Source organism: Janthinobacterium sp. GW822-FHT07H10 (genome assembly GCF_058798675.1).
In genome coordinates this window covers 102,634-128,768 of record NZ_JBXAKS010000009.1, presented here as the reverse complement: position 1 = coordinate 128,768, position 26,135 = coordinate 102,634, and the positions used below count along the sequence as shown (strand labels likewise).

General features: G+C 63.1%; 22 protein-coding genes and 1 riboswitch. Of the genes, 7 read left to right on the top strand and 15 right to left on the bottom strand.

Translation table 11 applies throughout. The features are described 5' to 3' along the window. Nucleotides 1-34: 34 nt before the first annotated feature. Nucleotides 35-991, top strand: coding sequence for a homoserine kinase (locus tag AC1RDJ_RS20085; RefSeq protein WP_493028491.1), 957 nt, complete (start codon nt 35-37; stop codon nt 989-991). 2 nt (nt 992-993) lie between these two features. Continuing rightward, nucleotides 994-1,785 carry a BPSS1780 family membrane protein gene (locus AC1RDJ_RS20080; RefSeq protein ID WP_289889430.1) on the top strand — a complete coding sequence of 264 codons (792 nt, stop codon included), beginning with the start codon at nt 994-996 and terminating at the stop codon, nt 1,783-1,785. Nucleotides 1,786-1,983: 198 nt separating this feature from the next. On the opposite strand, the gene AC1RDJ_RS20075 is transcribed toward AC1RDJ_RS20080, so the two are convergent. Continuing rightward, complete coding sequence (locus tag AC1RDJ_RS20075; RefSeq protein ID WP_493028490.1) at nt 1,984-4,293, bottom strand: UvrD-helicase domain-containing protein; 2,310 nt, start codon at nt 4,291-4,293, stop codon at nt 1,984-1,986. 113 nt (nt 4,294-4,406) lie between these two features. Between AC1RDJ_RS20075 and AC1RDJ_RS20070 the strand changes: the two genes are divergently transcribed. Together AC1RDJ_RS20070 and AC1RDJ_RS20065 are read left to right on the top strand one after the other, a co-directional pair. Further along, on the top strand, nt 4,407-4,682 hold the full coding sequence (locus AC1RDJ_RS20070; RefSeq protein ID WP_071325377.1) for a hypothetical protein: 276 nt from the start codon (nt 4,407-4,409) through the stop codon (nt 4,680-4,682). After that, nucleotides 4,679-5,200 carry a GNAT family N-acetyltransferase gene (locus AC1RDJ_RS20065; protein WP_493028489.1) on the top strand — a complete coding sequence of 174 codons (522 nt, stop codon included), beginning with the start codon at nt 4,679-4,681 and terminating at the stop codon, nt 5,198-5,200. Before AC1RDJ_RS20070 ends, AC1RDJ_RS20065 begins: the two co-directional genes overlap by 4 nt. Nucleotides 5,201-5,204: 4 nt before the next feature. On the opposite strand, the gene AC1RDJ_RS20060 is transcribed toward AC1RDJ_RS20065, so the two are convergent. The 12 genes from AC1RDJ_RS20060 to AC1RDJ_RS20005 form a co-directional block, all read right to left on the bottom strand. Beyond that, nucleotides 5,205-6,059 (bottom strand): hypothetical protein, encoded by an 855-nt coding sequence (locus AC1RDJ_RS20060; RefSeq protein ID WP_493028488.1) that lies wholly within the window; start codon nt 6,057-6,059, stop codon nt 5,205-5,207. Nucleotides 6,060-6,403: 344 nt separating this feature from the next. Next, complete coding sequence (locus AC1RDJ_RS20055; protein ID WP_493028487.1) at nt 6,404-7,510, bottom strand: S-(hydroxymethyl)glutathione dehydrogenase/class III alcohol dehydrogenase; 1,107 nt, start codon at nt 7,508-7,510, stop codon at nt 6,404-6,406. A gap of 101 nt (nt 7,511-7,611) precedes the next feature. Further along, complete coding sequence (locus AC1RDJ_RS20050) at nt 7,612-8,244, bottom strand: ANTAR domain-containing response regulator (RefSeq protein ID WP_071325380.1); 633 nt, start codon at nt 8,242-8,244, stop codon at nt 7,612-7,614. A 79-nt stretch (nt 8,245-8,323) separates the two neighbouring features. Further along, nucleotides 8,324-8,947, bottom strand: coding sequence for a thiamine phosphate synthase (gene thiE, locus AC1RDJ_RS20045; RefSeq protein ID WP_289889425.1), 624 nt, complete (start codon nt 8,945-8,947; stop codon nt 8,324-8,326). Nucleotides 8,948-8,957: 10 nt separating this feature from the next. After that, entirely contained in the window at nt 8,958-9,722 is a 765-nt protein-coding gene (locus AC1RDJ_RS20040; protein ID WP_493028555.1) for a hydroxymethylpyrimidine/phosphomethylpyrimidine kinase, read from the bottom strand. Further along, complete coding sequence (locus AC1RDJ_RS20035) at nt 9,722-10,516, bottom strand: thiazole synthase (protein ID WP_071325383.1); 795 nt, start codon at nt 10,514-10,516, stop codon at nt 9,722-9,724. Before AC1RDJ_RS20035 ends, AC1RDJ_RS20040 begins: the two co-directional genes overlap by 1 nt. Before the next feature lie 157 nt (nt 10,517-10,673). Beyond that, on the bottom strand, nt 10,674-10,877 hold the full coding sequence (gene thiS / locus AC1RDJ_RS20030) for a sulfur carrier protein ThiS (RefSeq protein ID WP_071325384.1): 204 nt from the start codon (nt 10,875-10,877) through the stop codon (nt 10,674-10,676). A 19-nt stretch (nt 10,878-10,896) separates the two neighbouring features. Beyond that, nucleotides 10,897-12,810, bottom strand: coding sequence for a phosphomethylpyrimidine synthase ThiC (thiC, locus tag AC1RDJ_RS20025; RefSeq protein ID WP_289889423.1), 1,914 nt, complete (start codon nt 12,808-12,810; stop codon nt 10,897-10,899). Nucleotides 12,811-12,899: 89 nt separating this feature from the next. Further along, nucleotides 12,900-13,015, bottom strand: a riboswitch (TPP riboswitch). A gap of 108 nt (nt 13,016-13,123) precedes the next feature. Further along, entirely contained in the window at nt 13,124-13,393 is a 270-nt protein-coding gene (locus AC1RDJ_RS20020) for a hypothetical protein (RefSeq protein ID WP_071325386.1), read from the bottom strand. 54 nt (nt 13,394-13,447) lie between these two features. After that, nucleotides 13,448-14,254, bottom strand: a complete 807-nt coding sequence (locus tag AC1RDJ_RS20015) for a response regulator (protein WP_071325387.1) — start codon at nt 14,252-14,254, stop codon at nt 13,448-13,450. A 28-nt stretch (nt 14,255-14,282) separates the two neighbouring features. Continuing rightward, a complete protein-coding gene (locus AC1RDJ_RS20010; RefSeq protein WP_493028486.1) occupies nt 14,283-16,187 on the bottom strand; it encodes a hybrid sensor histidine kinase/response regulator in 1,905 nt (634 codons plus the stop codon). 45 nt (nt 16,188-16,232) lie between these two features. Beyond that, on the bottom strand, nt 16,233-16,973 hold the full coding sequence (locus AC1RDJ_RS20005) for a Crp/Fnr family transcriptional regulator (protein WP_071325388.1): 741 nt from the start codon (nt 16,971-16,973) through the stop codon (nt 16,233-16,235). A 241-nt stretch (nt 16,974-17,214) separates the two neighbouring features. Between AC1RDJ_RS20005 and AC1RDJ_RS20000 the strand changes: the two genes are divergently transcribed. Continuing rightward, nucleotides 17,215-19,299, top strand: coding sequence for a putative bifunctional diguanylate cyclase/phosphodiesterase (locus tag AC1RDJ_RS20000; protein ID WP_493028485.1), 2,085 nt, complete (start codon nt 17,215-17,217; stop codon nt 19,297-19,299). Here the strand turns inward: AC1RDJ_RS20000 and AC1RDJ_RS19995 are convergent. Continuing rightward, a complete protein-coding gene (locus AC1RDJ_RS19995) occupies nt 19,296-20,360 on the bottom strand; it encodes a porin (protein ID WP_493028484.1) in 1,065 nt (354 codons plus the stop codon). The two genes, AC1RDJ_RS20000 and AC1RDJ_RS19995, sit on opposite strands and share 4 nt — an antisense overlap. 489 nt (nt 20,361-20,849) lie before the next feature. Here AC1RDJ_RS19995 and AC1RDJ_RS19990 point away from each other — a divergent pair, with 489 nt between their 5' ends. Beyond that, nucleotides 20,850-23,657, top strand: a complete 2,808-nt coding sequence (locus tag AC1RDJ_RS19990) for a valine--tRNA ligase (RefSeq protein ID WP_493028483.1) — start codon at nt 20,850-20,852, stop codon at nt 23,655-23,657. Between the two features lie 115 nt (nt 23,658-23,772). Next, nucleotides 23,773-24,240, top strand: coding sequence for a DUF2147 domain-containing protein (locus AC1RDJ_RS19985; RefSeq protein ID WP_493028482.1), 468 nt, complete (start codon nt 23,773-23,775; stop codon nt 24,238-24,240). Nucleotides 24,241-24,310: 70 nt separating this feature from the next. Here AC1RDJ_RS19985 and AC1RDJ_RS19980 read toward each other — a convergent pair whose 3' ends face one another. Continuing rightward, nucleotides 24,311-25,648, bottom strand: a complete 1,338-nt coding sequence (locus AC1RDJ_RS19980) for a hypothetical protein (RefSeq protein ID WP_493028481.1) — start codon at nt 25,646-25,648, stop codon at nt 24,311-24,313. Between the last annotated feature and the right edge of the window lie 487 nt (nt 25,649-26,135).

The window sequence follows — 26,135 nt, the reverse complement described above, 5'->3', positions numbered from 1 at the left end:
GGCTTTTTTACTTTTTTACCTCAGACCTTTTCCCATGGCAGTTTTTACCGCGCTACACCTGGACGATATCGGCCAGTGGATCACGCAATTTCCACTCGGCAAGCCTCTGGCGCTCAAAGGGATCGCTTCCGGCATCGAAAACAGCAATTTCTTCCTCAGCACCGAGCGCGGCGAATATGTGCTGACGATCTTTGAAAACCTGAGTTTCGAGCAATTGCCGTTTTATTTGCAGCTGATGCGCCACCTGGCCGACCGCGGCGTGCTGGTGCCGGCGCCGATCGCCAATGCCGACGGCGCACTGGTGACGGCCCTGCAAGGCAAGCCGGCCGCCATCGTCAGCAAGCTCGACGGTAGCTCGCAGATGGCACCACAGGCCGCGCATTGCGCGGCCGTCGGCGCCATGCTGGCGAAGATGCACGTGGCGGCGCAGGTTTTCCCCCTGCAGCAGCCGAATCTGCGCGGCCTGGACTGGTGGAACGCCACCACGCCGCTGGTCTTGCCGCACCTCGACGATGCCAGGGCGCATTTGCTGCGCGCGGAAATCCACTTCCAGGACGCGTTTGCCGCCTGCGACACGTATAAAGCCATCCCGCGCGGTCCCGTGCATGCCGACTTGTTCCGCAACAACGTCATGTTTGACGGCGAACAACTGACGGGCTTTTTCGACTTTTACTTTGCCGGCTGCGACACCTGGCTGTTCGACGTGGCCGTCACCGTCAACGACTGGTGCGTCGACCTCGACACGGGCGTGCTCGATACGGCGCGCGTGCGCGCCCTGCTCGACGCCTACCAGGCCGTGCGCCCCTTCACGGCCGAGGAACACACGGCTTGGCAACCGATGCTGCGCGCCGCCGCACTGCGCTTCTGGCTGTCGCGCCTGTACGATTATTACCAGCCGCGCGAAGCGGAAATGCTGACCCCGCACGACCCCACGCATTTCGAACGCATTCTGCGCGAACGTATCACCACACCCGCACCGGAACTGTCTTAAACATGGAAAAATTACCTGCAAGTACAGGCTGGCAATGGGTGAAACAGGGCTTTGGCCTGTTTCGCAAGCAACCCGGCGGCCTGTCGATGCTGTTTCTCGGCTATATGTTCTGCATGCTGGCCGTCAGCATCGTCCCCCTGCTCGGCCAGTTGCTGCCCGTCATCCTCGTGCCCGTCTTCTCCGTCGCGTTCGTGCAAGGCTGCCTGAATATCGACCAGGGCAAGCGCGTCTTGCCCAGCCTGCTGATCTCGGGCTTCCGCAAGCCTGCCTTTCCCGTGCTGCTGGGCCTGGGCGTGCTGTACATCCTGACAGCCATCGTTGCCATCGGCGCCTCGACCCTGGTCGACGGCGGCGTGCTGTGGCAGCTGGCCACGGGCCAGCTGAACCCGCAGACGTCGCCTGACGTCATCCGCGAATCGAACGTCGGCATGGCCATCCTGACGACCATCGTCCTGTACGTGCCGGCCGCCATGGCCTTCTGCTTTGCCGCACCGCTGATCTACTGGAAGCAAACGGGCCTGGGCAAGGCGCTGTTCTTCAGCTTTTTCGCCGTCTGGCGCTCGCTGTCGGCCTTCGTCGTGTTCGCCAGCACCTGGTTCGCCATCAGCGTCGTCACCAGCCAGCTGCTGTTCCTGATCGTCGGCCGCACGCCGATGGCCGTGCAGCTGATGATGCCGCTGTCGATGATCCTGACCGTCATCATGCATTGCTCGTTCTACGCTGCCTACCGCCAGATCTTCGGCGTGCCCGTCGACGAGAGCAAGGCGGTATCGCTGGACAAGCCGAACGATTGATCGCCGGCCAGATGCAACAAGGGCAGCCTGCGCAGGCTGCCCTTTTTTATGACCGTTGGCTACCGTAACATCGCACAAAACCCTAGCGAGCGGCAGCGGGTTGTGGCCGAGACGCGAAGCTGTGCGCAGGCACGGGGCCGCCGAGGCAGTGAGCATCGGCGCCTGCAAATCGCGACGCGCAGCAGGTTTGCTTAGGTGTTAACGTCCCAGTCGTTCCAGCTTGGCGATACCGAGGTCGAGCACCTTCATGCCGTGCTGGCCGAAGTTGATCTGCGCGCGCGCATTGCCGCCGCCGCCTTCGATATTGACGATCACGCCTTCGCCGAACTTGGCGTGCGCCACGGATTCGCCGATGCGCCAGCCGCCGCCCGTGGCTTTTTGCGCGATCTTTTGCGCAATCGCATTGTCCGAGCCCAGGCTGGCCACGCGCGGCGCCTCGTCCCACGCCGACTTGCGGTTGCCGAACCAGTTCGCCTGCACCTTCGGCGACAGCCATTTCAGCGATTCCTCCGGCAATTCGTCGAAGAAGCGCGATTTCATGTTGTAGCGCGTCTGGCCGTGCAGCATGCGCGTCTGCGAAAAACTCATGTACAGGCGCTTGCGCGCGCGCGTGATCGCCACGTACATCAGGCGCCGTTCCTCTTCCACGCCGTTGTCTTCCTTCGAGCTGCTTTCGTGCGGGAACAGGCCCTCTTCCAGGCCGGTAATGAACACATTGTCGAATTCCAGGCCCTTGGCCGAATGCACGGTCATCATCTGCAGCGCATCCTGGCCCGCCTGCGCCTGGTTGTCGCCCGCTTCCAGCGACGCGTGCGAGAGGAAGGCGGAGAGCGGCGACATCACGGCCGGCAACGGCGCGTCGGCGTCGAGGATCTCGATGCCATCCTGGTTGACGACGGGCGCGCCCGACTGCGCCTGGGCGGCAGGCCCCAGGTGCGCGGGCGCGCCCTGGCCGAAACCTTCCTCGGAAATGAACTGGCTGGCCGCGCTGACCATCTGTTCCAGATTCTCGATGCGGTCGGCGCCTTCCTTTTCATTCTGATAGTGCTGGAGCAAGGTACTCGCTTCCAGCACCACGCGCACCATTTCCGGCAGCGACAGCTGCTGCGTTTCGAAGCGCACGCCTTCGACCAGCTTGACGAAGCCGGCCAGCACGCTGCCCGCCTTGCCCGCCACGTACGGCACGGCCGCGTACAGCGAGATGCCGTACTGCTCGGAGGCGGCCTGCAATTGCTCGATCGAGCGCATGCCGATGCCGCGCGTGGGGAAGTTGACCACGCGCAAGAAGGCCGAATCGTTGTGCGGATTGTCCATCAATTGCAGGTAAGCAATCGCATGCTTGACCTCGGCGCGCTGGAAGTAGCGCTGGCCGCCATACACATGGTAGGGCATGCCGGCCGAGAACAGCGCATGTTCGATCACGCGCGACTGCGCATTCGAGCGGTACAAAATGGCGATTTCGCTGCGCGAGGCGCCATCGGCGATCAGGCTCTTCGCCTCTTCGATGATCCACTGCGCTTCCTGCAGGTCGGAGCTGGCTTCGTACACGCGCACTTGCTCGCCATGGCCCGCGTCCGTGCGCAAGTTCTTGCCCAGGCGTTTGCTATTGTTCGCGATCAACAAGTTGGCGCTGTCGAGGATATGGCCGTGCGAGCGGTAATTCTGCTCGAGCTTGATCAAGTTCTGCACCTGGAATTCATGCTCGAAGGCGCTCATATTGCCCACGTTGGCGCCGCGGAACGCGTAGATGCTCTGGTCGTCGTCGCCGACGGCAAACAGGGCGCCGCCATCGCGGCTGCCGTGGCCGGCCAGCAATTTGAGCCAGTTGTATTGCAGGTTATTCGTATCCTGGAACTCGTCCACCAGGATGTGGCGGAAGCGCGCCTGGTAGTGCTCGCGCAAGGGCTGGTTGCGGCTCAGCAACTCGTACGTGCGCAGCAGCAATTCCGCAAAATCGACCACGCCTTCGCGCTGGCACTGGTCGTCATACAGCTGGTACAGCTCGACCATCTTGCGCTCGTGCGCGTCATACGCTTCCACATCCGTGGCGCGCAAGCCCTGGTCCTTGGCGTTGTTGATGAAATACATCACCGTCTTCGGCGGGAACTTCTCATCATCAATATTGTTTGCCTTCAACAAGCGCTTGATCACCGACAACTGATCCTGCGAATCGAGGATCTGGAAGGTCTGCGGCAAGGCCGCGTCGCGGTAGTGCGTGCGCAGCAGGCGGTTGCACAGGCCGTGGAAAGTGCCGATCCACATGCCGCGCGTGTTGATTGGCAGCATGGCCGACAGGCGCGTGAGCATTTCCTTGGCGGCCTTGTTGGTAAAGGTCACGGCCAGGATGCCGGGCGGCGATACCTGCTGGGTCTGGATCAGCCACGCGATACGGGTGGTCAGCACGCGGGTCTTGCCCGAACCGGCGCCCGCCAGGATCAGCGCATGCTGGGCCGGCAAGGTGACGGCAGCGTATTGTTCGGGATTGAGGTTGTGAAGAAGATTTTGCATGCCGTGATTATACCGGCATGGCTAAAAATACTGTGCATTTGTCCAGCGGTCGCGCCAGTTTGGGCGTGCGCGCTACAATCGGCGTCATGACATTCACGCGGAAACCGCCCCCCATGACACCTCCCAGCCACATCGACGGCGCCCGCGTACTGGCCTGGGCCTGGTCCGACTTGCCATTCGGCCACGTTAGCGGCGGCACCGGCGCCGCGCCGCTCGCCATTCACGGCCTGGCCCTGTGCCAGTACGAAGGCGAGGCGCGCGTCTACCGCTTCAGCTGTGATGCCCAATGGCAATGCCAGCAAGACCAGCTGTACGACAGCGTGGAAGACGCCAGGGCGCTGCTGCCGGCACAATACCGCGCCGCAACCGCCGTCTGGCACGCGCCATGAGCTACGCCATCCGCGCGGCCAGCGGCGCCGATCTGCCCCTGCTGGCCCAGGTCGAGCGCAGCGCCGCCGCCCTGTTTGCGCAGGCCGGGCCGGAGCTGGCATGGCTGGCGCAGGGAGAACCCTTGCCCTTGAGCACCTTACAAGCGCTGCAGCGCGAGGGTGGCGTGTGGCTCGCCACCGATGGGCACGCTGCGCCGGCCGGCTTCCTGGCCGCCGAACCGCTCGACGGCCAGCTGTTCATCGTGGAATTGTCCGTCGCCCTGCCGCAGCAGCGCCAGGGACTGGGCGCGCGCCTGCTGGCGGCCGCTGCCGCCCAGGCGCAAGCGCTGGGTTGCGCCTTCCTGACCCTGAGCACGTATCGCCACCTGTCCTGGAATGCGCCCTACTATGCGCGCCACGGCTTCAGCGAAACCGATGCCGTGGCGCTGGGCGAAGGCCATGCGCACAAGCTGGCGCGCGAGGCGCAAGACGGACATGATCCGGCGCTGCGCTGCCTGATGCGCAAGCGGCTGGCCTGAGCACTCAGCGCACCAGCTTGGCCTTGCCTTCGCTCAGCGATTGCGCGATGGCCTGCCGCGTGGCCTTGTCCGCCGCCTTGGCCGCCTTCTCTTGCTGGCGGCCCAGTTCGCTCATCTGCTTGCCCAGCGCTTCCATCGGCTTGCTGCGCTGCTCCATCTGGCGCGAAATCACTTCAGCCTGCTGGGCCTCGCTCTCATGGATGGCGGCGATGCGGTCGTTGGCTTCTTCCATTTCATCCTGGGCATCTTCGATCTGCTGCTGCAAGCGTTCCACATCGCGCTCGGCCGTACGGCGCGCCGCATCCGTCGTCGCCGTTGCCTGGCGCCGCGACGCCTCGCCCAGCTTGCGGCCCAGTTCCTGCTGCTGGCGGCCCAGCGCGCGCAGCTGTTCCGACTCGCGCGTGCCGGCCCTGGCCTGCGCCTGTCCGCGGTCGCCCATCTTGCTGCCCAAGTCGCCCATCGCCTTGCCATGCGCTCCCATCTGCCGGCCCAGAACGCTCATCTGCTGGCCCAGTTGCTGCGATGGTTTCCAGGCCTCGTCGATCCGCGCCAGCAGCGTCGGATCTTGCATCACATAACTCTTGCCCTGGTCGCGAAACCACAGGAATTGTCCCTTGATCGACTGTTTCAACTGCTTGATCTGCTGGTTATCCACATCGCTGCCGCTCATGGTGACCCTGTCCTTCTGGCCATCGACCAGTGCATAGCCATCGCCGCTGTCCATGGAAATACTGATCTGCTTGCTTGGCGCAGCAGGCGGGGCCGGCGGCGCGGGCGGCTGCGGCGGCTGCACGGCCAGGGCGCTGCCGCCGAGTAGGATGCCGGCCAGGCTGAGGATCAAACGGTGGGAAGTGGACATGGCTGCCTCATAGGTATGGTTGGAGCGTCCACTCTAGCCATGCCCGGCCGGCGGCTCCAGCGCCGTGCGACAGGCTGCAAAAAGGCGCGCCTGGACGGCAGGCTTGCGCGATGGATGGTAGTCGGCGGGCAAAAAAAAAGGAGGCCAGTGGCCTCCGCAAAGCCGCCGTGGTACGGCGACAGGGACCACGATAGCCGCGTGCCGGCGGCGCTTCCAGCGTCATGCGATGAAGTGCCCGGATGAGGGACTGGACGACCGATAGGCGCGATGGATGGTAAAGCGCGGCGGCAAAAAAAACGGAGGCCGCAGCCTCCGCAAAAACGCCGTGGTACGGCGTATTTATATTAGTACAAGACGACGGAACGGATCGATTCGCCGCTCTTCATCAAGTCGAAACCTTGATTGATATCATCAAGCTTCAGGCGGTGCGTGATCAAATCATCGATATTGAGCTTGCCTTCCATGTACCAGTCGACGATCTTCGGCACGTCCGTGCGGCCGCGCGCGCCGCCGAAAGCGGAACCCTTCCACACGCGCCCCGTCACCAGCTGGAATGGCCGCGTGGAGATTTCCTGGCCGGCGGCCGCCACGCCGATGATGATGGACTGGCCCCAGCCCTTGTGGCAGCACTCGAGCGACTGGCGCATGGTGGTGGTATTGCCGATGCACTCGAAACTGTAGTCGGCGCCGCCGTCCGTCAGCTGCACGATGGTGTCGACGACGTTTTCCACTTCATTGGCGTTGACGAAATGCGTCATGCCGAACTTGCGCGCGATGGCCTGGCGCGCCGGATTGATGTCGACGCCGATAATCTTGTCGGCGCCGACCATCTTCGCCGCCTGGATCACGTTCAGGCCGATGCCGCCCAGGCCGAACACGACCACGTTGGCACCCGCCTCGACCTTGGCCGTGAACAGCACGGCGCCCACGCCCGTCGTCACGCCACAACCGATGTAGCACACCTTGTCGAACGGCGCGTCTTCGCGGATCTTGGCGAGAGCGATTTCCGGCACGACGATGTAGTTGGAAAACGTCGAGGTGCCCATGTAGTGGAACAGCGGCTGGCCGTCGATGGAGAAGCGCGAGGTGGCGTCCGGCATCAGGCCGCGGCCCTGGGTCGAGCGGATGGCCTGGCACAGGTTCGTCTTTTGCGACAGGCAGAACTTGCACTGGCGGCATTCCGGCGTGTACAGGGGGATGACGTGGTCGTCCTTTTTCAGGGTCGTCACGCCCGGTCCCACGTCGACGACGATGCCGGCGCCTTCATGGCCGAGGATGGACGGGAAGATGCCTTCCGGGTCGGCGCCCGACAAGGTGTAGTAATCGGTATGGCAAATGCCGGTGGCCTTGATCTCGACCAGTACTTCGCCCTCGCGCGGGCCGGCCAGGTCGACTTCTTCTATCGTCAGCGGAGCGCCCGCCTTCCATGCAATCGCGGCTTTGGTTTTCATGTGTGTCCTGTCAGTGGTTGAATCAGGCGCGCCAGCGCGCCGTATCGTCACATCATAACAAGGCACGCACCGGCGTGCCACACCGGCGCAAGGGGAAACACTTACTTGGTTTTTGCGCGATTCAAAAAGGCGCCGTGCAAGCCGTTCAGGGTTTCCTCGGCCAGCAGCAGCTGGCTGGCGATTTCATTGATCTTGCGGCGGCTCGAGCGGGCATGGTCGCGCAGCACCTCGAACGCCGTGTTGCGGTCCGTCTGGAACTTGCCCATCAAGAGACCCACGGCCAGACTCGTTTCGCGGCCGGCGGCCAGCGCCGCATTCAGGTTCAGCTCGGTACGACGCAGCTGACGGATCTCGTCGGCGCGCGCCAGGCCCGCTTCGAATGCGGGCATCAGGCGGCCTTCGTCGACGGGTTTGACCACATAGCCGACGGCGCCGTAGGCGGCCGCCTGCTTGCCCGACTCGCTGTCGCCGCTGCCGGACAGGAACATGAACGGCACGGCCGTCTCGCCGTGCAGGCGCTTGGCCAGCTCCAGGCCGGACATGCCCGGCATGTGGATGTCGAGCAAGGCCAGGTCGGGTTCGCGCTGCGCGATCAGCTGCAGCGCCACTTCGGCTGAATTGGCCAGGGCCGTCTCGTAACCGGCATGGCGCAGGACTTCGCCAAGGAATTCCAACAGGAGTTGGTCATCGTCAACGATCAGGATAAGGCGTTTCGCGGCGGCAGGCTGACTCATGGGCAAAGGAACCTCGGTAATGAATGATGCTCTTATTATATGCCGATTATGCGTGAAACCCGCCGCGCAAGACCTCCGCTTAACGCGCAAACAGCAGATTGAATTGCTGCACTGCAATATCCACCTCGTCCGCCTGGTCTCCGTTGCCAAATACGCTGCTGATCGCCGCCACCATGTCGGCGCCGCGCGCGACCAGCGGCGCCGCATTCGCCGGCGTCATGCCGCCGATCACCACGCACGGCAAGCTGATCTCGCGTTTCGTCTGCAGCACGATGTCCAGCGGCGTCGTCACCGGATACTGTTTCACCAGCGAAGGATAGAAGCCGCCAAAGGCCACGTAACTGGCGCCGCCCGCCTGCGCCGCGTACGCCAGCGCCATGTCGCCATAGCAGGAAGCGCCGACGATCTTGTCCGTCCCCAGCCGCGCGCGCACCTGCGCGACGGACGCATCCGTGCCACCCACGTGCACGCCGTCCGCGTCGAGCTCTTCGCACAGCTCGATGAAGTCGTTGATGATGAAGGGCACGCCATACTTGCGGGCCAGCGCCAGCAAGGCGCCCGCCTGCTCGCGCCGTTGCGCCGCATCGGCGCTCTTGTGGCGGTATTGCAGCAGGGCCACGCCGCCCTGCAAGGCTTGCTCGCTTACGTCGAGCAGGCGGTCGGTGTCATCCCAGTTGGGAGTGACGAGATACAGTCCACGCATGATGTTTTCCTTAATCAGTCAGTCGTTGCGGCATGAATTGACCTGGCGCAATGGCATACGCGCCAGCCAGGGCCGCATGGCAATAAGTTTGCGCGCCATCAAGCGCCTGCGCGAGTGGCTGACCCGACGCCAGCCGCGCCGCGATGGCGGACGCCAGGGTGCAGCCGCTGCCGTGGAAGGCGCCGGGCAGGCGTGGCCAGCACCACTCGCGCTCCACGCCAGCGGCATCGCGCCAGCGGTTGATCACCTCGTCACCGGCGCCATGGCCGCCCGTCACCAGCACATGTTCGCAGCCTTGCGCGCGCAAGTTTTCCGCTCCGCCCAGGGCCACCGCCTCCGGCCCGTTCGGTACGATGACAGTAGTCACTGCCAGCAGGGGTGCCAGCGCCAGCACGGCATCGTCCAGGCTGAGCACGTCGCCATGGCCGCTGGCCAGCACGGGGTCGAGCACGACGGGCAGATTCGGCCGGGCCTGCCGCAGTTGCCCGATCAAGTCGGCGATGACGGCCGCGTTTGCCGCGCTGCCGGGAATGCCGATTTTCACGGCGTGGATGGCGATCTTGTCGATCAACGCCTGCGCCTGCCGGCGCAGCAGCTCCGGCGCCACGGCTTGCACGCCAAACACGCGGTCGTTGTCCTGCACGGTCAGCGCCGTGACGACGGGCAAGGCATGCGCGCCCTGCGCCGCGATGGCGAGAATATCGGCAGCGATGCCCGCGCCGCCGGAAGGATCGACGCCGGCAAACACCAGCACCACCGGCAGCGTAGGCACCATCACGCCAGGCGGCCTGCCATCGGCGACGATGGCGAGGCGGCGAATTTGCGCGGCATGCGTCCCGCCAGGAACGCTTCGCGCCCGGCCCGCACGGCCAGCTTCATGGCGCGCGCCATGCGCACGGGGTCGCGCGCGCCCGCGATCGCCGTGTTCATCAACACGCCATCGCAGCCAAGCTCCATGGCGATCGCCGCATCCGACGCCGTGCCCACGCCCGCGTCCACCAGCACGGGCACTTTCGCCTGGTCGATGATCAGGGACAAGTTCCACGGATTCAAGATGCCCATGCCCGAGCCGATCAGGGACGCCAGCGGCATGACGGCCACGCAGCCGATGTCTTCCAGAATCTTCGCCTGGATCGGGTCGTCGCTGCAGTACACCATCACGTCGAAGCCATCCTTGACCAGCGCCTCGGCCGCGATCAGGGTTTCCGGCATGTGCGGGAACAGGGTCTTTTCGTCGCCCAGCACTTCCAGTTTCACCAGATTGCGCCCGCCCAGCAGTTCGCGCGCCAGCTGCAAGGTGTACACGGCATCCTTGGCGTTGTAGCAGCCGGCCGTGTTCGGGAGTATCGTGTACTGCTCGGGCGGCACGAAGTCGAGCAGGCTGGGCGCATTCGGATCTTGCCCGATATTCACGCGGCGGATCGCCACCGTGATGATCTGCGCCTCGGCCGCGTCCGTCGCTTCGCGCGTCTGCGGCAAGTCCTTGTACTTGCCGCTGCCCACCAGCAGGCGCGATTGATACTGTTTTCCTGCGATCGTCAGCAGGTCGTTGTTTGTTGCGGTATGCATATGCTGTTCCTTAAGTTTTTAAACGTCCGAAGAAAACCGTCGCGAGCGGCGATGATTTGTGGCCGAGACGCGCCACCGTGCCAGGGCACGGGCGCGCCGAGCCGGTGAGCATCGCAGGCCGCAAAGCGCGACGCGCAGCAGGTTTGCTTGGACATTTTTAGCCGCCGCCGATGGCGCGGACGATCTCCACCTGGTCCTGGGTTTCCAGGACCCTGTCCCGCCACGCCTTGCGCGGCACCACGCTGCGGTTGACGGCCAGCGCCAGCGCCTGGTTTTCCAGCGACAGCGCGGCGATCAGTTGATCCAGGGTTTGCCCGGGCGGCACCTGGTGCGGCGCGCCGTTGAGCATGATCGGTATCAATGCACTCATCACGCCTCCCTCAGACCTTGCGGTACAGCTCGGCGCCGTTCTTGATGAACTCGATGGCTTTCACTTCCATGCCCTGCTTCAGCGCCTTGTCTTCCGCAATGCCCATGCCGGCCGCGTATTCGCGCACTTCCTGCGTGATCTTCATCGAACAGAAGTGGGGGCCGCACATGGAGCAGAAATGCGCCACCTTGGCCGAATCCTTGGGCAAGGTTTCATCGTGGAATTCGCGCGCCTTGTCCGGGTCCAGGCCGATGTTGAACTGGTCGTCCCAGCGGAATTCGAAACGCGCCTTCGACAGCGCGTTGTCGCGGATCTGCGCGCCCGGATGGCCTTTCGCCAGGTCGGCCGCATGCGCCGCAATCTTGTAGGTGATGATGCCGTCCTTGACGTCCGCCTTGTTCGGCAAGCCCAGGTGCTCCTTCGGCGTCACGTAGCACAGCATGGCCGTGCCGTACCAGCCGATCATGGCCGCGCCGATGCCCGAGGTGATGTGGTCGTAGCCGGGCGCGATATCGGTCGTCAGCGGCCCCAGGGTGTAGAACGGCGCCTCGCCGCACTGCTCCAGCTGCAAGTCCATGTTTTCCTTGATCAATTGCATGGGCACGTGGCCCGGGCCTTCGATCATCACTTGCACGTCGTGCTTCCAGGCGATCTGCGTCAGCTCGCCCAGGGTCTTCAGCTCGCCCAGCTGCGCCTCGTCGTTGGCGTCGTAGATGGAGCCGGGACGCAGGCCGTCGCCCAGCGAGAACGAGACGTCATACGCCTTCATGATCTCGCAAATCTCTTCGAAATGCGTGTACAGGAACGATTCCTGGTGGTGGGCCAGGCACCATTTCGCCATGATGGAGCCGCCGCGCGAAACGATGCCCGTCAAGCGCTTGGCCGTCATCGGCACATAGCGCAGCAGCACGCCGGCGTGGATGGTGAAGTAGTCGACGCCCTGCTCGGCCTGCTCGATCAGGGTGTCGCGGAAAATTTCCCACGTTAAATCTTCTGCCTTGCCATTGACCTTTTCCAGCGCCTGGTAGATGGGCACGGTACCGATGGGCACGGGGCTGTTGCGCACGATCCATTCGCGCGTCTCGTGGATGTGCTTGCCAGTCGACAAGTCCATCACATTGTCGCCGCCCCAGCGGATGGCCCAGGTCATCTTTTCCACTTCCTCGCCGATGGACGACGTGACGGCCGAGTTGCCGATATTTGCGTTAATTTTCACCAGGAAATTGCGACCGATGATCATCGGCTCGACTTCCGGGTGGTTGATGTTGGCGGGAATGATGGCGCGGCCGCGGGCGATTTCCTCGCGCACGAACTCGGGCGTGATTTCGGCAGGGATGCTGGCGCCAAACGACTGGCCCGGGTGCTGGCGGCCCATCATCTCGGCCATCCGCTCGCCCATGGGGCCGGAAGCCTTGAGCTCGCGCAAATACTCTTGCCGGCGCATGTTTTCGCGGATGGCGACGAATTCCATTTCCGGCGTGATGATGCCCTGGCGCGCATAATGCATCTGCGTCACGTTCTTGCCGGCAATGGCGCGGCGCGGCTTGCGGTGCAGGTTGAAGCGCAGCTCGGCCAGTTTCGGGTCGGCCAGGCGGGCGATGCCGTAATCGGAGGTGGGACCGGGCAATTCTTCCGTGTCGGCACGCTCGAGTATCCACGGCAGGCGCGGCGTATCGAGGCCCGAGCGGATGTCGATCTGCACGTCCGGGTCCGTGTACGGGCCGGACGTGTCATACACGTAGATCGGCGGATTCTTTTCACCGCCGAACGACGCTTCCGTGTCGGACTGGCTGATGGCGCGCATGGGCACGCGGATGTCGGGGCGGCTGCCTTCGACATAGATCTTGCACGAATTGGGCAGCGGCGCGATGGCGGCTTCGTCGACCGTGGCGGTGGCGGAAAGGAATTTCGGATTGGCGTTCATTTTGGCTCCTTGGCTAGACTGCAGCTAGACTATTTATAGCCTGGAGCCAGCTAAGGAGGTTCGGCTGCGCGCACGCGGAAAGGCGGGGTGCGTTCATCCTAAAGCTTCCCTTCGCTGGCATTATCCAGATCAGGTTCGGAGGGTATTTCTCACCCGCGCTTGCACCGTGTTTCCACAGCGAAAGGCAGGACCCCTAGCGTTTGCCGCCTTGCGGCAGCGAGCCAATTATACGCGGTTCGCGCCGCGTGGCCAGATGATTTCTTGCAGCTGTCGTCTTTGCGCATCGCTTGCCTTGCAAACGATGCGCGGACGTTTATTTCTTCTTGCCCCAGCGCCAGCTGGTCGGTTCGCCTTTCAGCCAGCACACGCCGACGAGCGCGGCGGCAATGACGACTTCATAGACGATGTACGGCGCCAGCGATTCCTGCGGCGGGAACAGATAGGCGCCGCAGGCGAACAGCGCCAGCGCGCCGAGGAAGACCAGCCAGCCCTGCCAGGTGATGGGCATGCCCCAGCCCCAGCCATAGGTCTTGGCGGGGAACCAGTATTGCGGCGGTGTCGCCGGAGGCAGTTTGTCAGCCATGATGCTTTCCTTGTCGATGTGAATGGCAACAAGTATAAATCAGCCGCCCGCCAATCAGGCAGTGCGCAGGCGCGCCGTGACATCGAGGCCGATGCCGCGGTAGCCGATGAAGCGGCTGCCATTGTCGAACATCGGTTCGCCGCTGACCTGCAGGTATTGCGTGCTGCCGTCCGGGTTGGCGCGGCTGTAGATGAAGTCGAGGAACGGTTCGCGCGCGGCGATCTTGGCGTCGAGCAAGGCACGCTCGGCGGCGTTCCAGCGCTGCGGCTCGTCTTCGCTGCCGATGCCCAGCATCTCGGCCACGGGGCCGGAAAAGCGCGTCAAATTGCCCTGCGCATCCTGTTCCCAGTACCAATCCGACGACAGTTCCGTGAAGCGCTGGAAGCGCGCTTCGCTTTCGCGCAGTTCGGCCGTGCGCGCTTCCACCATCTGTTCCAGCGACTTGCTGTAGTCGCCCAGCTTCTGGTACAGCAGGCGCACTTCCAGCATGTTGTGGATGCGCGTCTTGACTTCCACCAGGTCGAAGGGCTTGCTGACGAAATCCTTGGCGCCGGCCTGCAGCGCGCGCAGCTTGTGGCCAGGCTGGGCCGTGATCACCAGCACGGGCAGGTAACTGCCTGCCTCGATGTCGCGCAAGCCTTCCATCACCTCGAAGCCATCCATTTCCGGCATCTGCAAGTCGAGCAGGATCAAATCGTAGCGGTGCTGCTGGTGCAGCGCGCGCACGGCTTGCGGGTCCATGGTGGACGTGATGCGCGTATAGCCGGCATTGCGCAGCACCTGTTCCAGCAGCATGACGTTGGCCTCCTGGTCATCGACGATGAGGATGCTGGCGTTCAGAATCTCGGTGGCTTGAAGCATGGCGGTATTCCTAAAAATAAATGCTGAATTAGCGTACTGCGTGAGTGTCGTCGGCCAGGCCGTGCGCGGCCGCATGGTGCAGGGCCACGTCGAGCGCATCCATGAATTCGACGACCTTGATCGGCTTGGTCAGGTAGCGGAAGAAGCCCGCTTCCAGGCCTTTTTCGATGTCGCGCGGCACGGCGTTGGCCGACAGCGCCATCACGGGAATGTGGCTGGTCAGCGGATCGTCGTGCAGGATATGCAGCGCGCCATAGCCGCTGATGCCGGGCAGGTTGATATCCATCAAGATCACATCGGGCTGGTAGGTGCGCGCCAGGTCGATGCCCAGGTGCGCATCGATGGCCGTCAGCAGCTTCAGGTCGCTGCGGCGGGCGATCAATTGCTCCACCAGCGCCAGGTTGGCGGGATTGTCTTCCACGTACAGCAAGGTGCGCTGGCTTTCCTGCGGCTCTTGCACCTGCGCCAACGCATCGCCGTCGCCCAGCACCAGTGACGGTGCAGTGCTGGCGGCCAGCTCGAACCAGAAGGTGGTGCCCACGCCGACGGTGCTGTCGACGCCGATGGCGCCGCCCATCAGTTCGACCAGCTGCTTGGTGACGACGAGGCCGATACCCGTGCCCTCTTCCGTGCTGTTTTCCTGCCCCAGGCGGTTGAACGGCTGGAACAGCTGCGCCACCTGGCCCGCATCGAGGCCGGCGCCGCTGTCACGCACGCTGACCCTCACCTTGTCGCCATTCCGGCTGCATTCGACGGTGACGGTGCCGCCGGAATGGTTGTACTTGATGGCGTTCGACAGCAGGTTGACCATCACCTGTTTCACGCGCGTGCGGTCCGCATGCACGTAGAAGGCCTGGCCACAGCGGGGAAACTGCATGCGGATGCCGCGCTTTTCCGCCTGCGGCGCGATCATCGCCTGGCAATCCTGCAGCACGTCGAGCAAGGACATCGCTTCCTGCGACAGGGTGACCTTGCCCGATTCGATCATGGCCAGGTCGAGGATTTCATTGATCAAGCGCAAGAGATACCAGCCGCCCTTGAGGATCTGTTCGATCGAGCGCTGCTGCGGCACCGTGGGCGGCGGCACGTCGGACGCCATCAGCTGCGCAAAGCCCAGCACGGCGTTCAGCGGCGTGCGCAATTCATGGCTCATGCTCGACAGGAATTCCGACTTGGCGCGGTTGGCCTTTTCCGCCACCTGGCGCGCCTTTTTCAGCTCGGCATTGTTGCTCTCGACCAGCGAGCGCGTGTACGCCTGCTGCTCCTGCAGGCGCTGGTCCAGCAGCGCCTGTTCCGCCTCGACCTGCTTGCGCGCCGTGTTGTCCGTGCCGATCAGCAGATAGCCGATGACCTTGCTTTGCGCGTCGCGCAGGGCCGTCACGGAGACGATGGCGGGAAAGCGGCTGCCATCCTTGCGGATATACGTGAGCTCGTAGATATCCTCGATGCCGCGCGTGGCCTTGAACACCAGCGCTTCCACGCCGGGCGTGATGCGCGTATCGAGTTCGGCGCTGAGGGCGGCAGCGCGCGCGACGATTTCTTGTGCATCGGAAATACCGGCCGGCGTCAGCTTGTCGACCACCTCGCCGGCTGCGTAGCCGAGCATGCGTTCGGCGCCCACATTGAAAATCTGGATCACGCCCTGCGCATCGGTGGCGATGCACGAGAAGTTGGCGCTGTTGAAAATCGCATCCTGCAAGGCGCCCGCCTTGAGCAGCTGGCGCGGCAGGCTGGCCGCCACCGTGCGCCGGTACAGCGCCGCCAGCAGCATCAGCAGCAGGAACACCAGCGCGTCGATCACGCACGCCGTCTCGAACGGGGCGCGCCAGGCCAGCACGCCAACGGCCAGCAGCACGATGGCGCTGAACGAAAACGCCAGCGCCATGGGCCAGCGCGATGGGGCGCGGGAGGGGAGTTTATCAACTGTGTGCATGGAATGGCCTGGCTGTAACGACAATGAAAGAGGGGACGGGGGAACTCAATGGCCCTGGCGCTGGCGCACGTCCGACAACAGGCGCGCGAATTCCTTCTTCACCACGCCATAGCATTCGCACACATGGCCTTCGAGGCCGGCGCGGTCCTGCACCGTGATATGCCCGCGCCGATAGCTGATGAAGCCGCGCGCCTGCAGGCGGCCCGCCGCTTCCGTCACGCCTTCGCGGCGCACGCCCAGCATGTTGGCAATCAATTCCTGCGTCATCGTCAGCTCGCGGCCCGGCAGGCGGTCCATGGTCAGCAGCAGCCAGCGGCACAGCTGCTGTTCCACCGTATGGTGGCGGTTGCACACGGCCGTCTGCGACATTTGCGTGATCAGCGCCTGCGTATAGCGCAGCAGCAAACGCATGACGGGGCCGGCGCGGTCGAATTCCTCCATCAGCAGATGCGCCTTCAGGCGATAGCCGACGCCGCCCGTCTGCACGACGGCGCGGCTCGGCGTGGAATTGCCGCCCATGAACAGCGACACGCCCACCATGCCCTCATTGCCGACGCCGGCGATCTCGGATGAGCCGCCGTTTTCCAGCAGGTAATGCAGGGATACGATGGCCGTGGTGGGAAAGTGCACATGCTGCAGCTTGTCGCCCGAATCGTAGATCACGTCGCCCAGCAGCATCGGCACTTGCTCGAGGTGCGGCGCCAGGCGCGCGAAATCGGCGTCGAGCATGGCGGCGAGCAAATGGTTTTGATTCGGGTTGTGCAACTGGGCATGCGGACTCGACATGGGCAGGGTTCCTGGTTTCCAGTCGTCAGCTAGGGGATATGTGAAAGGCGTCCGAACGAGAGCCGCCATGCTGTGCAGCGTAACACAGCGCTTGCACAGTGGCCCGACTATATTTCTTGTTGGCATGGTCGTCCGTTCGCTAGCGTACGGACGCTGAATCGGCCACGGCCCTACAGTCCAGTCCTAACCGGGCGACCTGATCATGGACACGCACCGGCGCGCACAGCCACCGGACACCACCATGCAATCATTCTTCAAGCGCATCTCCATTTCCGTCTCCACCTCGGCCCTGCTCACGCTGGCGGCCGGGCTGTGCCTGACGGCCCTGTGCTATGTCTCGGCGCGCCAGATCGAAGCGGAAAGCGCCAGGCTGCTGTGGCAGCACCACGCCAGCGGTCATGCGCTGAGCGCCGCCCTGCTGCCCGCGCACGGGCTGACGTTCGACGCCAACCGCCGCGGTTCGCTGTATGTGCTGCTGGGCGGACTGCTGTCGAGTTTGCTGGCGGCCGCCTATGTCTACCAGCTGGTGTCGCGCAACAGCGTCATTGCGCGCATCACGGGCGAACGCACGGCGACGCTGCAGTTTGCCAATCTGCGCCTGTCCGAGGACATCGCCGCGCGCATGCACAATGAAAAATCGCTGCGCTTGCGCGAACGCATCATCGAAGTGTCGGCCAATGCCATCATCCTGTGCAGCGCCGACGCGCCCGGCTACCTGATCGAATACGTGAATCCCGCGTTCGAGCGCATCACCGGCTATGCGGCCAGCGAAGTCATCGGGCAGCGCCTGGAAGACTTGCAGGGTCCCGAACACGCGCGGCAGGACATGCATGCAATTACCGCGGCCCTGCGCGAGCGGCGCGAGGGCAAGGCCATCGTGCGCAATTACCGCAGGGATGGCAGCTGCTACTGGAGCGAACTGTTCGTGGCGCCCGTGCGCGACGATGGCGATGGCCCCGTCAACCACTTTGTCGTCGCGCAATACGACATCAGCACCGTCATGCGCTTCGAGCAGCAGCTGGAATTCCAGTCGCGGCACGACGTCCTGACGGGCCTGGCCAACCGCCTGCTGCTGCGCGAGCGGCTGGAGCAGGCGATGGCCGTGGCGCGGCGCAGCAAGCTGCCCCTGTGGGTGGTCTTCATCGACCTCGACCGCTTCAAGTTCGTCAACGACACCCTGGGCCACGACGCGGGCGACAGCGTGCTGAAAAGCGTGGCCGAGCGCCTGCGCGACGCCACGCGCGAAGTCGACACGGTGGCGCGCCTGGGCGGCGACGAATTCGTGCTGCTGCTGCCCCAGCATGGCGATGGCGAACCGGGCGCGGCCATCCTGCAGCGCATCCTCGACGCCGTGGCGCGGCCGCTGCAGCTGGGCGAATATGAATTCTTTCTCAGCTGCTGCATGGGCGTGGCCGTGTATCCCGACGATGGCAACGATGGCGATACCCTGATCAAGCATGCCGACATCGCCATGTACCGCGCCAAGGAACAGGGACGGGGCCACTGGCAATTCTATGCATCGAGCATGAATGCGGGCACGCTGGAGCGGCTGGAACTGGAAAGCGAATTGCGCCACGCCCTGGAGCGCGGGCAGTTCCACCTCGAATACCAGCCGCAGCTGGACCTGGCCAGCGGCGCCGTGACGGGCATGGAAGCGCTGCTGCGCTGGAACCATCCGCAACTGGGACGCATCGCGCCGGCCAGCTTCATCGGCCTGGCCGAGGAAATGGGCTTGATCACGCCCATCGGCGACTGGGTGCTGCGCACGGCGTGCGCGCAGGCGCGTGCCTGGCAGCTGGCCGGCCATGGGCCGCTGCGCCTGGCCGTCAACCTGTCGGCGCGGCAATTCAAGCAAAAGAACCTGCTGCATGCGGTGGCGCAGGCGCTGGCCGAGACGGGACTCGATGCGGCCTACCTGGAACTGGAATTGACGGAAAGCATGGTCATGCATGACGTGGAACAAGCCACGGCCATCATGGGCAACCTGAAGGCGCTGGGCGTGCAACTGTCGATCGACGACTTCGGCACCGGCTATTCCAGCCTCGCCTATCTGCGCCACTTCCCCATCGACGTGCTGAAAATCGACAAATCCTTCGTCAGCGACATCACGCACAGCGACGACGACGCGGCCATCGTGCGCGCCATCATTTCGCTGGCGCACAGCCTGCGCCTGAGCGTGATCGCCGAAGGCGTGGAAACGGCGCAGCAGCTGGCCTTCCTGCGCCAGCACGGCTGCGAGCAGATGCAGGGCTACCTGTTCAGCCGTCCGCTGGCCGCGCCCGCCTTCGAGGCGTTATTGCAACAAGGAAAGAAACTGCCGGCTTAAAACGCGTGGCGCAAGCCGATGTTCAGCGCGCGGTTGCCCGTGCCCACTTCCGTGGCATTGCCCACCATGTAGGCGGCGTCGTTGCGGTTGCGGATATGTGCGTAGGCAACATACAGCTTGCTGCGCTTGGACAAGGCATACGTGGCGCCGATGGCCAGCTGCTGCGCATCGCGGTTGGCGGCATCGCGGTCATCCTTGTGGATGAACGAGGCCAGCAGGGTCGTCGCGCCGAGCGGCACGGCAACGCCGACGATGGCGTCGCGGCTGTCCGTCGACTGGGCCGGTGCCTGCGCCGCGCCATACGGATTCTCGGCAAAGAACATCGTGCTGCCGTCGCCCGTGTTGCGGCCATAGCCGGCAAACGCCGTCGCCCCGCCAAAGTTGTAGTTGCCGGCCAGGATGGTGTTGTTGACGTCGGCCTTGCCGAAGTCGCCGCCACGGCTCTGGCGCGCCAGGCGCAGGGTCAGGGGACCGTTGACATAGCCCAGGGCCAGGCCCAGCGAGCGTTGATCTGCCGCAACACCCGTATGCTCGCCAAAGCCGTACATGACGGTGGCCGTGACGCCGCGCAACTCGGGCGAGGTGTAGCGCACGGTATTGTCGATGCGCGTAGCCGAATAGCCGGCCAGGTTGGTCGAGGCGCCGGCCATGCCGCCCTCGAACGGGTCGGCCACGTCCGTCAACGCCTGGCTTTGCAGGTTGTACTGGCGGCCCACGGTCAGCATGCCCAGGGGGCTGTTCAAGCCGACAAAGGCCTGGCGGCCGAACAACTGTCCCGCCTGGTCAGAGCGGCCCGTGTCGCCCTGCACGCCCGCTTCCAGGGTAAACACGGCTTGCCAGCCGTCGCCCAGCGACTCCGTGCCGCGCAGGCCCAGGCGCGAACCGGCCGAAACGCCACTGGTCAGCTTGCTGATGCCGCGCTCCTGTACCAGGGCCGCATCCATCAAGCCATACATGGTGACCGAAGACGGCTCGACGGACGACTGGGCATGGACGGCGGGCATGGCGCCCAGGGTGGCAATGGTCGAAACGAGGCCGACGCTGATCGAGAGTTTTTTCATGCTGGTTTCCTTATGCAGGCATAACCGGGAAAGCGCGCGGCCATGGCACGGCCACAGCGGCCAGGCGCTGCGGAACATGCCGTATCGAAAGACGACGGGCCAGATAACAACATTCCTGGCTAAGCTGTGGCGGCGCGGCCGGGAAACGATGGCGCGCGGTAGTCCGCCGTGAATGATGCACCGCTGGCGGTGCGCGTGGCTCAGGCGCCCGGCCCGCAGGGGACGCGCTGAAAGTGGCTGGCATCGCTGATGCGCTGGCCGTATGGCGCGGACGAGAGTTGGGTAAAACTGCGTCCGCTGGCGCCGTCCGCGAAGATGAGGCAGGAGGCGCCGAGGCCGACATTATAACATCGTCAGCTGTTTTACCCCCGTTCCCTTGGCCGCCAACGGTCCGCAAAGCCGCCAAAACACTGAAAAATGCCCGCTACCCCGCTGCAGGCGATGCCGCGTCATCTATAATGGTTCCTTTTGCCAATCACACGCCAAATCATGGAATTAGCCAAGTCTTTCGAGCCCGCCGACATTGAACAATTCTGGCGCACCGAGTGGGAACAGCGCGGTTACTTTACCGCCACCCTCGATGCGGGAAAACCTTCCTTCAGCATCCAGTTGCCGCCGCCGAACGTCACCGGCACCCTGCACATGGGCCATGCGTTCAACCAGACCATCATGGATGGCCTGACGCGCTACCACCGCATGCTGGGCCACAACACGGCCTGGATTCCCGGCACCGACCACGCGGGCATCGCCACGCAAATCGTCGTGCAACGCCAGCTGGATGCGCAAAAGATTTCGCGCCATGACCTGGGCCGCGAGAAATTCGTGGAAAAAGTGTGGGAATGGAAAGAAAAATCCGGTTCCATCATCACCGGCCAGATGCGCCGCCTGGGCGCCTCGGCCGACTGGCAGCGCGAATACTTCACGATGGACGAGCCGCGCTCGAAAGTCGTCACCGACGTCTTCGTGCGCCTGTTCGAGCAAGGCCTGATCTACCGCGGCAAGCGCCTCGTCAACTGGGATCCCGTGCTGGGCACGGCGGTTTCCGACCTGGAAGTGGTATCCGAGGAAGAAGACGGCTCCATGTGGTACATCAAGTACCCGCTGGCCGACGGCAGCGGCTTCCTGACGGTGGCGACGACCCGTCCTGAAACCATGCTGGGCGACGTGGCCGTGGCCGTCGATCCGACGGACGAGCGCTACCTGCCGCTGGTGGGCAAGATGCTGAAACTGCCGCTGACCGACCGCGAAATCCCCATCATCGCCGACGAATACGTCGACAAGGAATTCGGCACGGGCTGCGTCAAGATTACCCCCGCGCATGACATGAACGATTACGCCGTCGGCCAGCGCCACAAACTGGCGCAGATCGTCATCCTGACCCTGGACGCAAAGATCACCGACGATGCGCCGGAAGCGTACCGCGGCATGGACCGTTTCGCCGCGCGCAAGCAGATCGTCGCCGACCTCGATGCGCAAGGCTTGCTCGAGCAAGTCAAGCCGCACAAGCTGATGGTGCCGCGCGGCGACCGCACGGGCGTCGTCATCGAGCCGATGCTGACGGACCAGTGGTTCGTCGCCATGAGCAAGCCGGCCCCGGAAGGCACTTTCTTCCCCGGCAAGTCGATCGCCGAGACGGCGCTGGACAAGGTCGCCAGCGGCGAAATCAAGTTCGTGCCGGAAAACTGGAGCACCACCTACAACCAGTGGCTCAACAACATCCAGGACTGGTGCATCTCGCGCCAGCTGTGGTGGGGCCATCAAATCCCCGCCTGGTACGACGACAAGGGCAATATCTTTGTTGCCAAGACGGAAGCTGAGGCGCAAGCCAAGGCCCTGGCCGCCGGCAGCACGGGCCCGCTGAAGCGCGACGACGACGTGCTCGACACGTGGTTCTCGTCGGCGCTGGTGCCGTTCTCGACCATGGGTTGGCCTGAAGAAACACCGGACATGAAGGCGTTCCTGCCGTCGTCCGTGCTGGTCACCGGTTTCGACATCATTTTCTTCTGGGTCGCGCGCATGGTCATGATGACGGCGCACTTCACGGGCAAGGTGCCGTTTGAAACCGTCTACGTGCACGGCCTCGTGCGCGATTCGACGGGCCAGAAGATGTCCAAGTCGAAGGGCAACACCCTGGACCCGATCGACCTGATCGACGGCATCGACCTGGAAGGCTTGATCGTCAAGCGCACCACGGGCCTGATGAACCCGCGCGACGCGGAAAAGATCACCAAGGCGACGCGCAAGGAATTCCCGGAGGGCATTTCCGCCTACGGCACGGACGCCGTGCGCTTCACCATGGCCAGCTATGCTTCGCTGGGCCGCAACATCAATTTCGACCTGGGCCGCTGCGAAGGCTACCGCAACTTCTGCAACAAGATGTGGAATGCCACCCGTTTCGTCATGATGAATACGGAGAACAAGGATTGCACGCCGAATGACGCCGACCTGTCGCAGGCGGACAAGTGGATTATTTCCCTGCTGCAAAAGGCGGAACTGGACGTGGCCAAGGGCTTCGAAGATTTCCGTTTCGACAATATCGCCGCCACCATCTACAAATTCGTCTGGGACGAATATTGCGACTGGTACCTGGAAGTCGCAAAAGTCCAGGTGCAGCAGGGCACGGAAGGCCAGCAGCGCGCCACCCGCCACACCCTGCTGCGCGTGCTGGAAGTGGTGCTGCGCCTGGCCCATCCAATCATCCCCTTCGTCACGGAAGCCCTGTGGCAGACAGTGGCGCCACTGGCCGGCAAGACGCTCAAGCCAGAGGGCGATTCGATCATGATGCAGCCGTATCCGATCGCCAACACCGACAAGATCGACGAATCGGCGGAAGCGTGGATGCAGCAGCTGAAAGCATTGACGGACGCCACGCGCAACCTGCGCGGCGAAATGCAGATCTCGCCTTCCGTGCGCGTGCCGCTGATCGTCGAAGCGGGCAATGCCAGCGAGAAAGAAGCGCTGGCGTCGTACGCGCCGTACATCCAGTCGCTGGGCAAGCTGGCCGAGGTGCAGATCGTCGATGCATTGCCGGACTCGCCAGCGGCCGTCGCCATCGTCGGCACCACCAAGCTGATGCTGAAAGTGGAAATCGACGTGGCTGCCGAACGCGAGCGTCTGGGCAAGGAAATCGCCCGCATCGAAGCGGAAATTGCCAAGGTCAACAGCAAATTGGGCAATGAAAGCTTCGTCGCCCGCGCGCCGGCCGCCATTGTTGCGCAAGAAAACGAGCGCTTGCTCAGTTTTTCGGCCACAATTGAAAAATTGCGCGAACAGTTTGCTAAACTAGCTAGCGCATAAGGCAAGTTTGGCAGGATTGCGCGGCGTCATCCGTGACGCCGCGCAGCACTGATAGTCTTGCCTTGGTATAAAAACTGTTCGTGACCCGATCAAAAAAAACCATTGGAGACTAGCGATGCATAAAATACTCACAGCAAGCGTCAAAGCAAGCGTACTGGTGGCCGCCCTGGCCATCGCCGGCAGCGCCACCGCGCGCGACGGCAACTACACTCCCGTCGGTACGTGGAAAACCATCGACGACGCCAGCGGCAAGCCGAAATCCCTCATCGTCATCACGGAAAGCAACGGCGTCTTGCAAGGCAAGATCGAGAAGCTGTTCCGCGGCCCTGACGAAGATCAAAACCCCAAGTGCGACAAGTGCACGGGCGCCAAGAAAGACCAGCCCATCATCGGCATGGTGATCCTGTCCGGCCTGAAATATGACGGCAAGGAATGGACGGGCGGCGAAATCATGGATCCGGCCAATGGCAAGACCTACAAGAGCAAGGCCGAGCTGACGGAAGGCGGCACCAAGCTGCAAGTGCGCGGCTATGTCGGCGTGCCGATGTTTGGCCGCTCGCAAACGTGGGTGCGCGAAGAATAAGCAGCACACGCCCTGCCCTGATGAAGCCGGCCCTGCGCCGGCTTTTTTATGTCAAGCGCCCGAACACACGTCAGAATCGCAGCACGAAAGCATGCCAGCGCGGCTGTATCAGCGCTGTCGTGACGGGCTTGCCATATGGCGTCCGCGTGGAGGGATATGCCAGATAAGCAACAACAGCCTGGCCAGTGGCATTAATGGCGACACGCGGGTTCAATACCTCCGCCTTATGTGCCACCTTGGTCCAGCCCGCCCAGCCTGTTCCCATGGCAAATTTATTGACCATGATCGATATGGAATAATCATCATTCTTCACCAGTTTCGCGGCGACAGCTTGTCCAGCAGCATTCATCGCCACGGCAATATTCTGGTCAATCAAATACTCAAACGACGCCGCCGGGCTATTGGACATCAAGATTTGCGGGGTGGACCAGTTTTCGCCATACGATGACCGGGACCACATGGTACGCACGGGCGTTACCGGAGTGCCTGGCTCCATCCTGGTCTGCTCCACCCACACTGCCAGTGCGTTTCCTTGGGCATCGTTAAATATCTTGGGTGGAAAGAGAATGGATGCGTTCTTTTCACTCACGCGCGTGATTTTGGCATTCAAGCCGAATCGCCGGTTCACCCGTATCAAGTCCAGATTTTCCGTCGTACAGTCGGCGCTGTCTTGACTGACGACAGACAGCACGCCTTCGGCATAATCGGTGGTCGTGGCCACGATCGGCCGGCTATCGCAAAAACCGCCATAACTGGCAATCGTCCAGGGCGCAAAGGCGATGTTATTCACATCCGCCCAGCGTACGTTCAAGTCCGTCATCCCTTTTTCAGTGCGCGAAAAACTGCTGGTGTAATACAAGCCATAGCCATCTGCATGGGGGGCAAAGAATGTATATGAGCCAGCGAACTGGGGCGTGTCCGGTCCGGGATATGAGCGGTTCACTGGCAACAGGCGTTGCTGGTGCCCGTCAAGCGTCGTCCTGACCACTTCGTAATCACTGGCCAAGCCGCTATAGGTGAACGAGCTGTCTGCCAGCAAACTGATATCCGTACCGGAACCTACGTGGGAATAATTGCCGATATCGCCGGCGCTGGGTTCATACACGACCGGATCCCAGCCCTTTCCTTCGATATACCGCGCGACATTCACGATAAATGCCTTCGGATTGATGGCGTACAGAGGATTTTGATCCGTCCAGCTCAGGATCGCATTGCCGGCAGCATTCATCTGCAATTCGATGCTGCCCGTGCGTCCCGTCAATCCGGCCGCGGCAACAGGCTGGAAACTCCCCCACTGGCCCTGCGGCGAAGATTGCGCCCAGTACGTCAGGTTGTTCTGTACGTCGTATGAATTAGAGTACTGCAACGCCAGCAATGCCTTGCCCTCATCCGAGAGCGTCACTGCCATATTCGCATACGAGATGGGCAAACCTGTCTTATTCAACGGTACCAGGGTGGCGGAACCCAGATCCAGCGTCCCGGGCAAGTGTCCGGCAAGGCCCAGCCCATCCGCAGGTTCGGCGGGAGGGAGCACGACGGGCGGGACGACGGGCGGCGGGCGGCGGGACGACGACCGGGGGATTGACCTGGGTCGGCGGTGGCACCGGCGTAGCGGGACCTCCGCCGCCACCGCCGCCACCGCCGCATGCGGCCAGAGAGACTGGCAGCAACGCTGCACATAAATATAACCCTACCTTGCTTCTCGCCGTCATAGTTGGTCCATTGCAGCCTTGCCAGCTTACTGGCCAGCCTGTTATTCAATTATCAAGAGAAATATAATATATCAAAAAGCAATATTTCACCTATACAAAGAACATGTATTGTTAATAAAAATAAAAAACTGTTCCATGACTCAAATACAGCTGGGGACCGAAGCATTTGTGCATCTCGATGAG

Excerpts from the sequence above, each read along its gene's own strand:
- AC1RDJ_RS20085 (WP_493028491.1), top strand. The coding sequence starts at position 35 with ATGGCAGTTTTTACCGCGCTACACCTGGACGATATCGGCCAGTGGATC.
- AC1RDJ_RS20080 (WP_289889430.1), top strand. The coding sequence starts at position 994 with ATGGAAAAATTACCTGCAAGTACAGGCTGGCAATGGGTGAAACAGGGC.
- AC1RDJ_RS20075 (WP_493028490.1), bottom strand. The coding sequence starts at position 4,293 with ATGCAAAATCTTCTTCACAACCTCAATCCCGAACAATACGCTGCCGTC.
- AC1RDJ_RS20070 (WP_071325377.1), top strand. The coding sequence starts at position 4,407 with ATGACACCTCCCAGCCACATCGACGGCGCCCGCGTACTGGCCTGGGCC.
- AC1RDJ_RS20065 (WP_493028489.1), top strand. The coding sequence starts at position 4,679 with ATGAGCTACGCCATCCGCGCGGCCAGCGGCGCCGATCTGCCCCTGCTG.
- AC1RDJ_RS20060 (WP_493028488.1), bottom strand. The coding sequence starts at position 6,059 with ATGTCCACTTCCCACCGTTTGATCCTCAGCCTGGCCGGCATCCTACTC.
- AC1RDJ_RS20055 (WP_493028487.1), bottom strand. The coding sequence starts at position 7,510 with ATGAAAACCAAAGCCGCGATTGCATGGAAGGCGGGCGCTCCGCTGACG.
- AC1RDJ_RS20050 (WP_071325380.1), bottom strand. The coding sequence starts at position 8,244 with ATGAGTCAGCCTGCCGCCGCGAAACGCCTTATCCTGATCGTTGACGAT.
- thiE (WP_289889425.1), bottom strand. The coding sequence starts at position 8,947 with ATGCGTGGACTGTATCTCGTCACTCCCAACTGGGATGACACCGACCGC.
- AC1RDJ_RS20040 (WP_493028555.1), bottom strand. The coding sequence starts at position 9,722 with ATGGTGCCTACGCTGCCGGTGGTGCTGGTGTTTGCCGGCGTCGATCCT.
- AC1RDJ_RS20035 (WP_071325383.1), bottom strand. The coding sequence starts at position 10,516 with ATGCATACCGCAACAAACAACGACCTGCTGACGATCGCAGGAAAACAG.
- thiC (WP_289889423.1), bottom strand. The coding sequence starts at position 12,810 with ATGAACGCCAATCCGAAATTCCTTTCCGCCACCGCCACGGTCGACGAA.
- AC1RDJ_RS20020 (WP_071325386.1), bottom strand. The coding sequence starts at position 13,393 with ATGGCTGACAAACTGCCTCCGGCGACACCGCCGCAATACTGGTTCCCC.
- AC1RDJ_RS20015 (WP_071325387.1), bottom strand. The coding sequence starts at position 14,254 with ATGCTTCAAGCCACCGAGATTCTGAACGCCAGCATCCTCATCGTCGAT.
- AC1RDJ_RS20010 (WP_493028486.1), bottom strand. The coding sequence starts at position 16,187 with ATGCACACAGTTGATAAACTCCCCTCCCGCGCCCCATCGCGCTGGCCC.
- AC1RDJ_RS20005 (WP_071325388.1), bottom strand. The coding sequence starts at position 16,973 with ATGTCGAGTCCGCATGCCCAGTTGCACAACCCGAATCAAAACCATTTG.
- AC1RDJ_RS20000 (WP_493028485.1), top strand. The coding sequence starts at position 17,215 with ATGCAATCATTCTTCAAGCGCATCTCCATTTCCGTCTCCACCTCGGCC.
- AC1RDJ_RS19995 (WP_493028484.1), bottom strand. The coding sequence starts at position 20,360 with ATGAAAAAACTCTCGATCAGCGTCGGCCTCGTTTCGACCATTGCCACC.
- AC1RDJ_RS19990 (WP_493028483.1), top strand. The coding sequence starts at position 20,850 with ATGGAATTAGCCAAGTCTTTCGAGCCCGCCGACATTGAACAATTCTGG.
- AC1RDJ_RS19985 (WP_493028482.1), top strand. The coding sequence starts at position 23,773 with ATGCATAAAATACTCACAGCAAGCGTCAAAGCAAGCGTACTGGTGGCC.
- AC1RDJ_RS19980 (WP_493028481.1), bottom strand. The coding sequence starts at position 25,648 with ATGGCAGTGACGCTCTCGGATGAGGGCAAGGCATTGCTGGCGTTGCAG.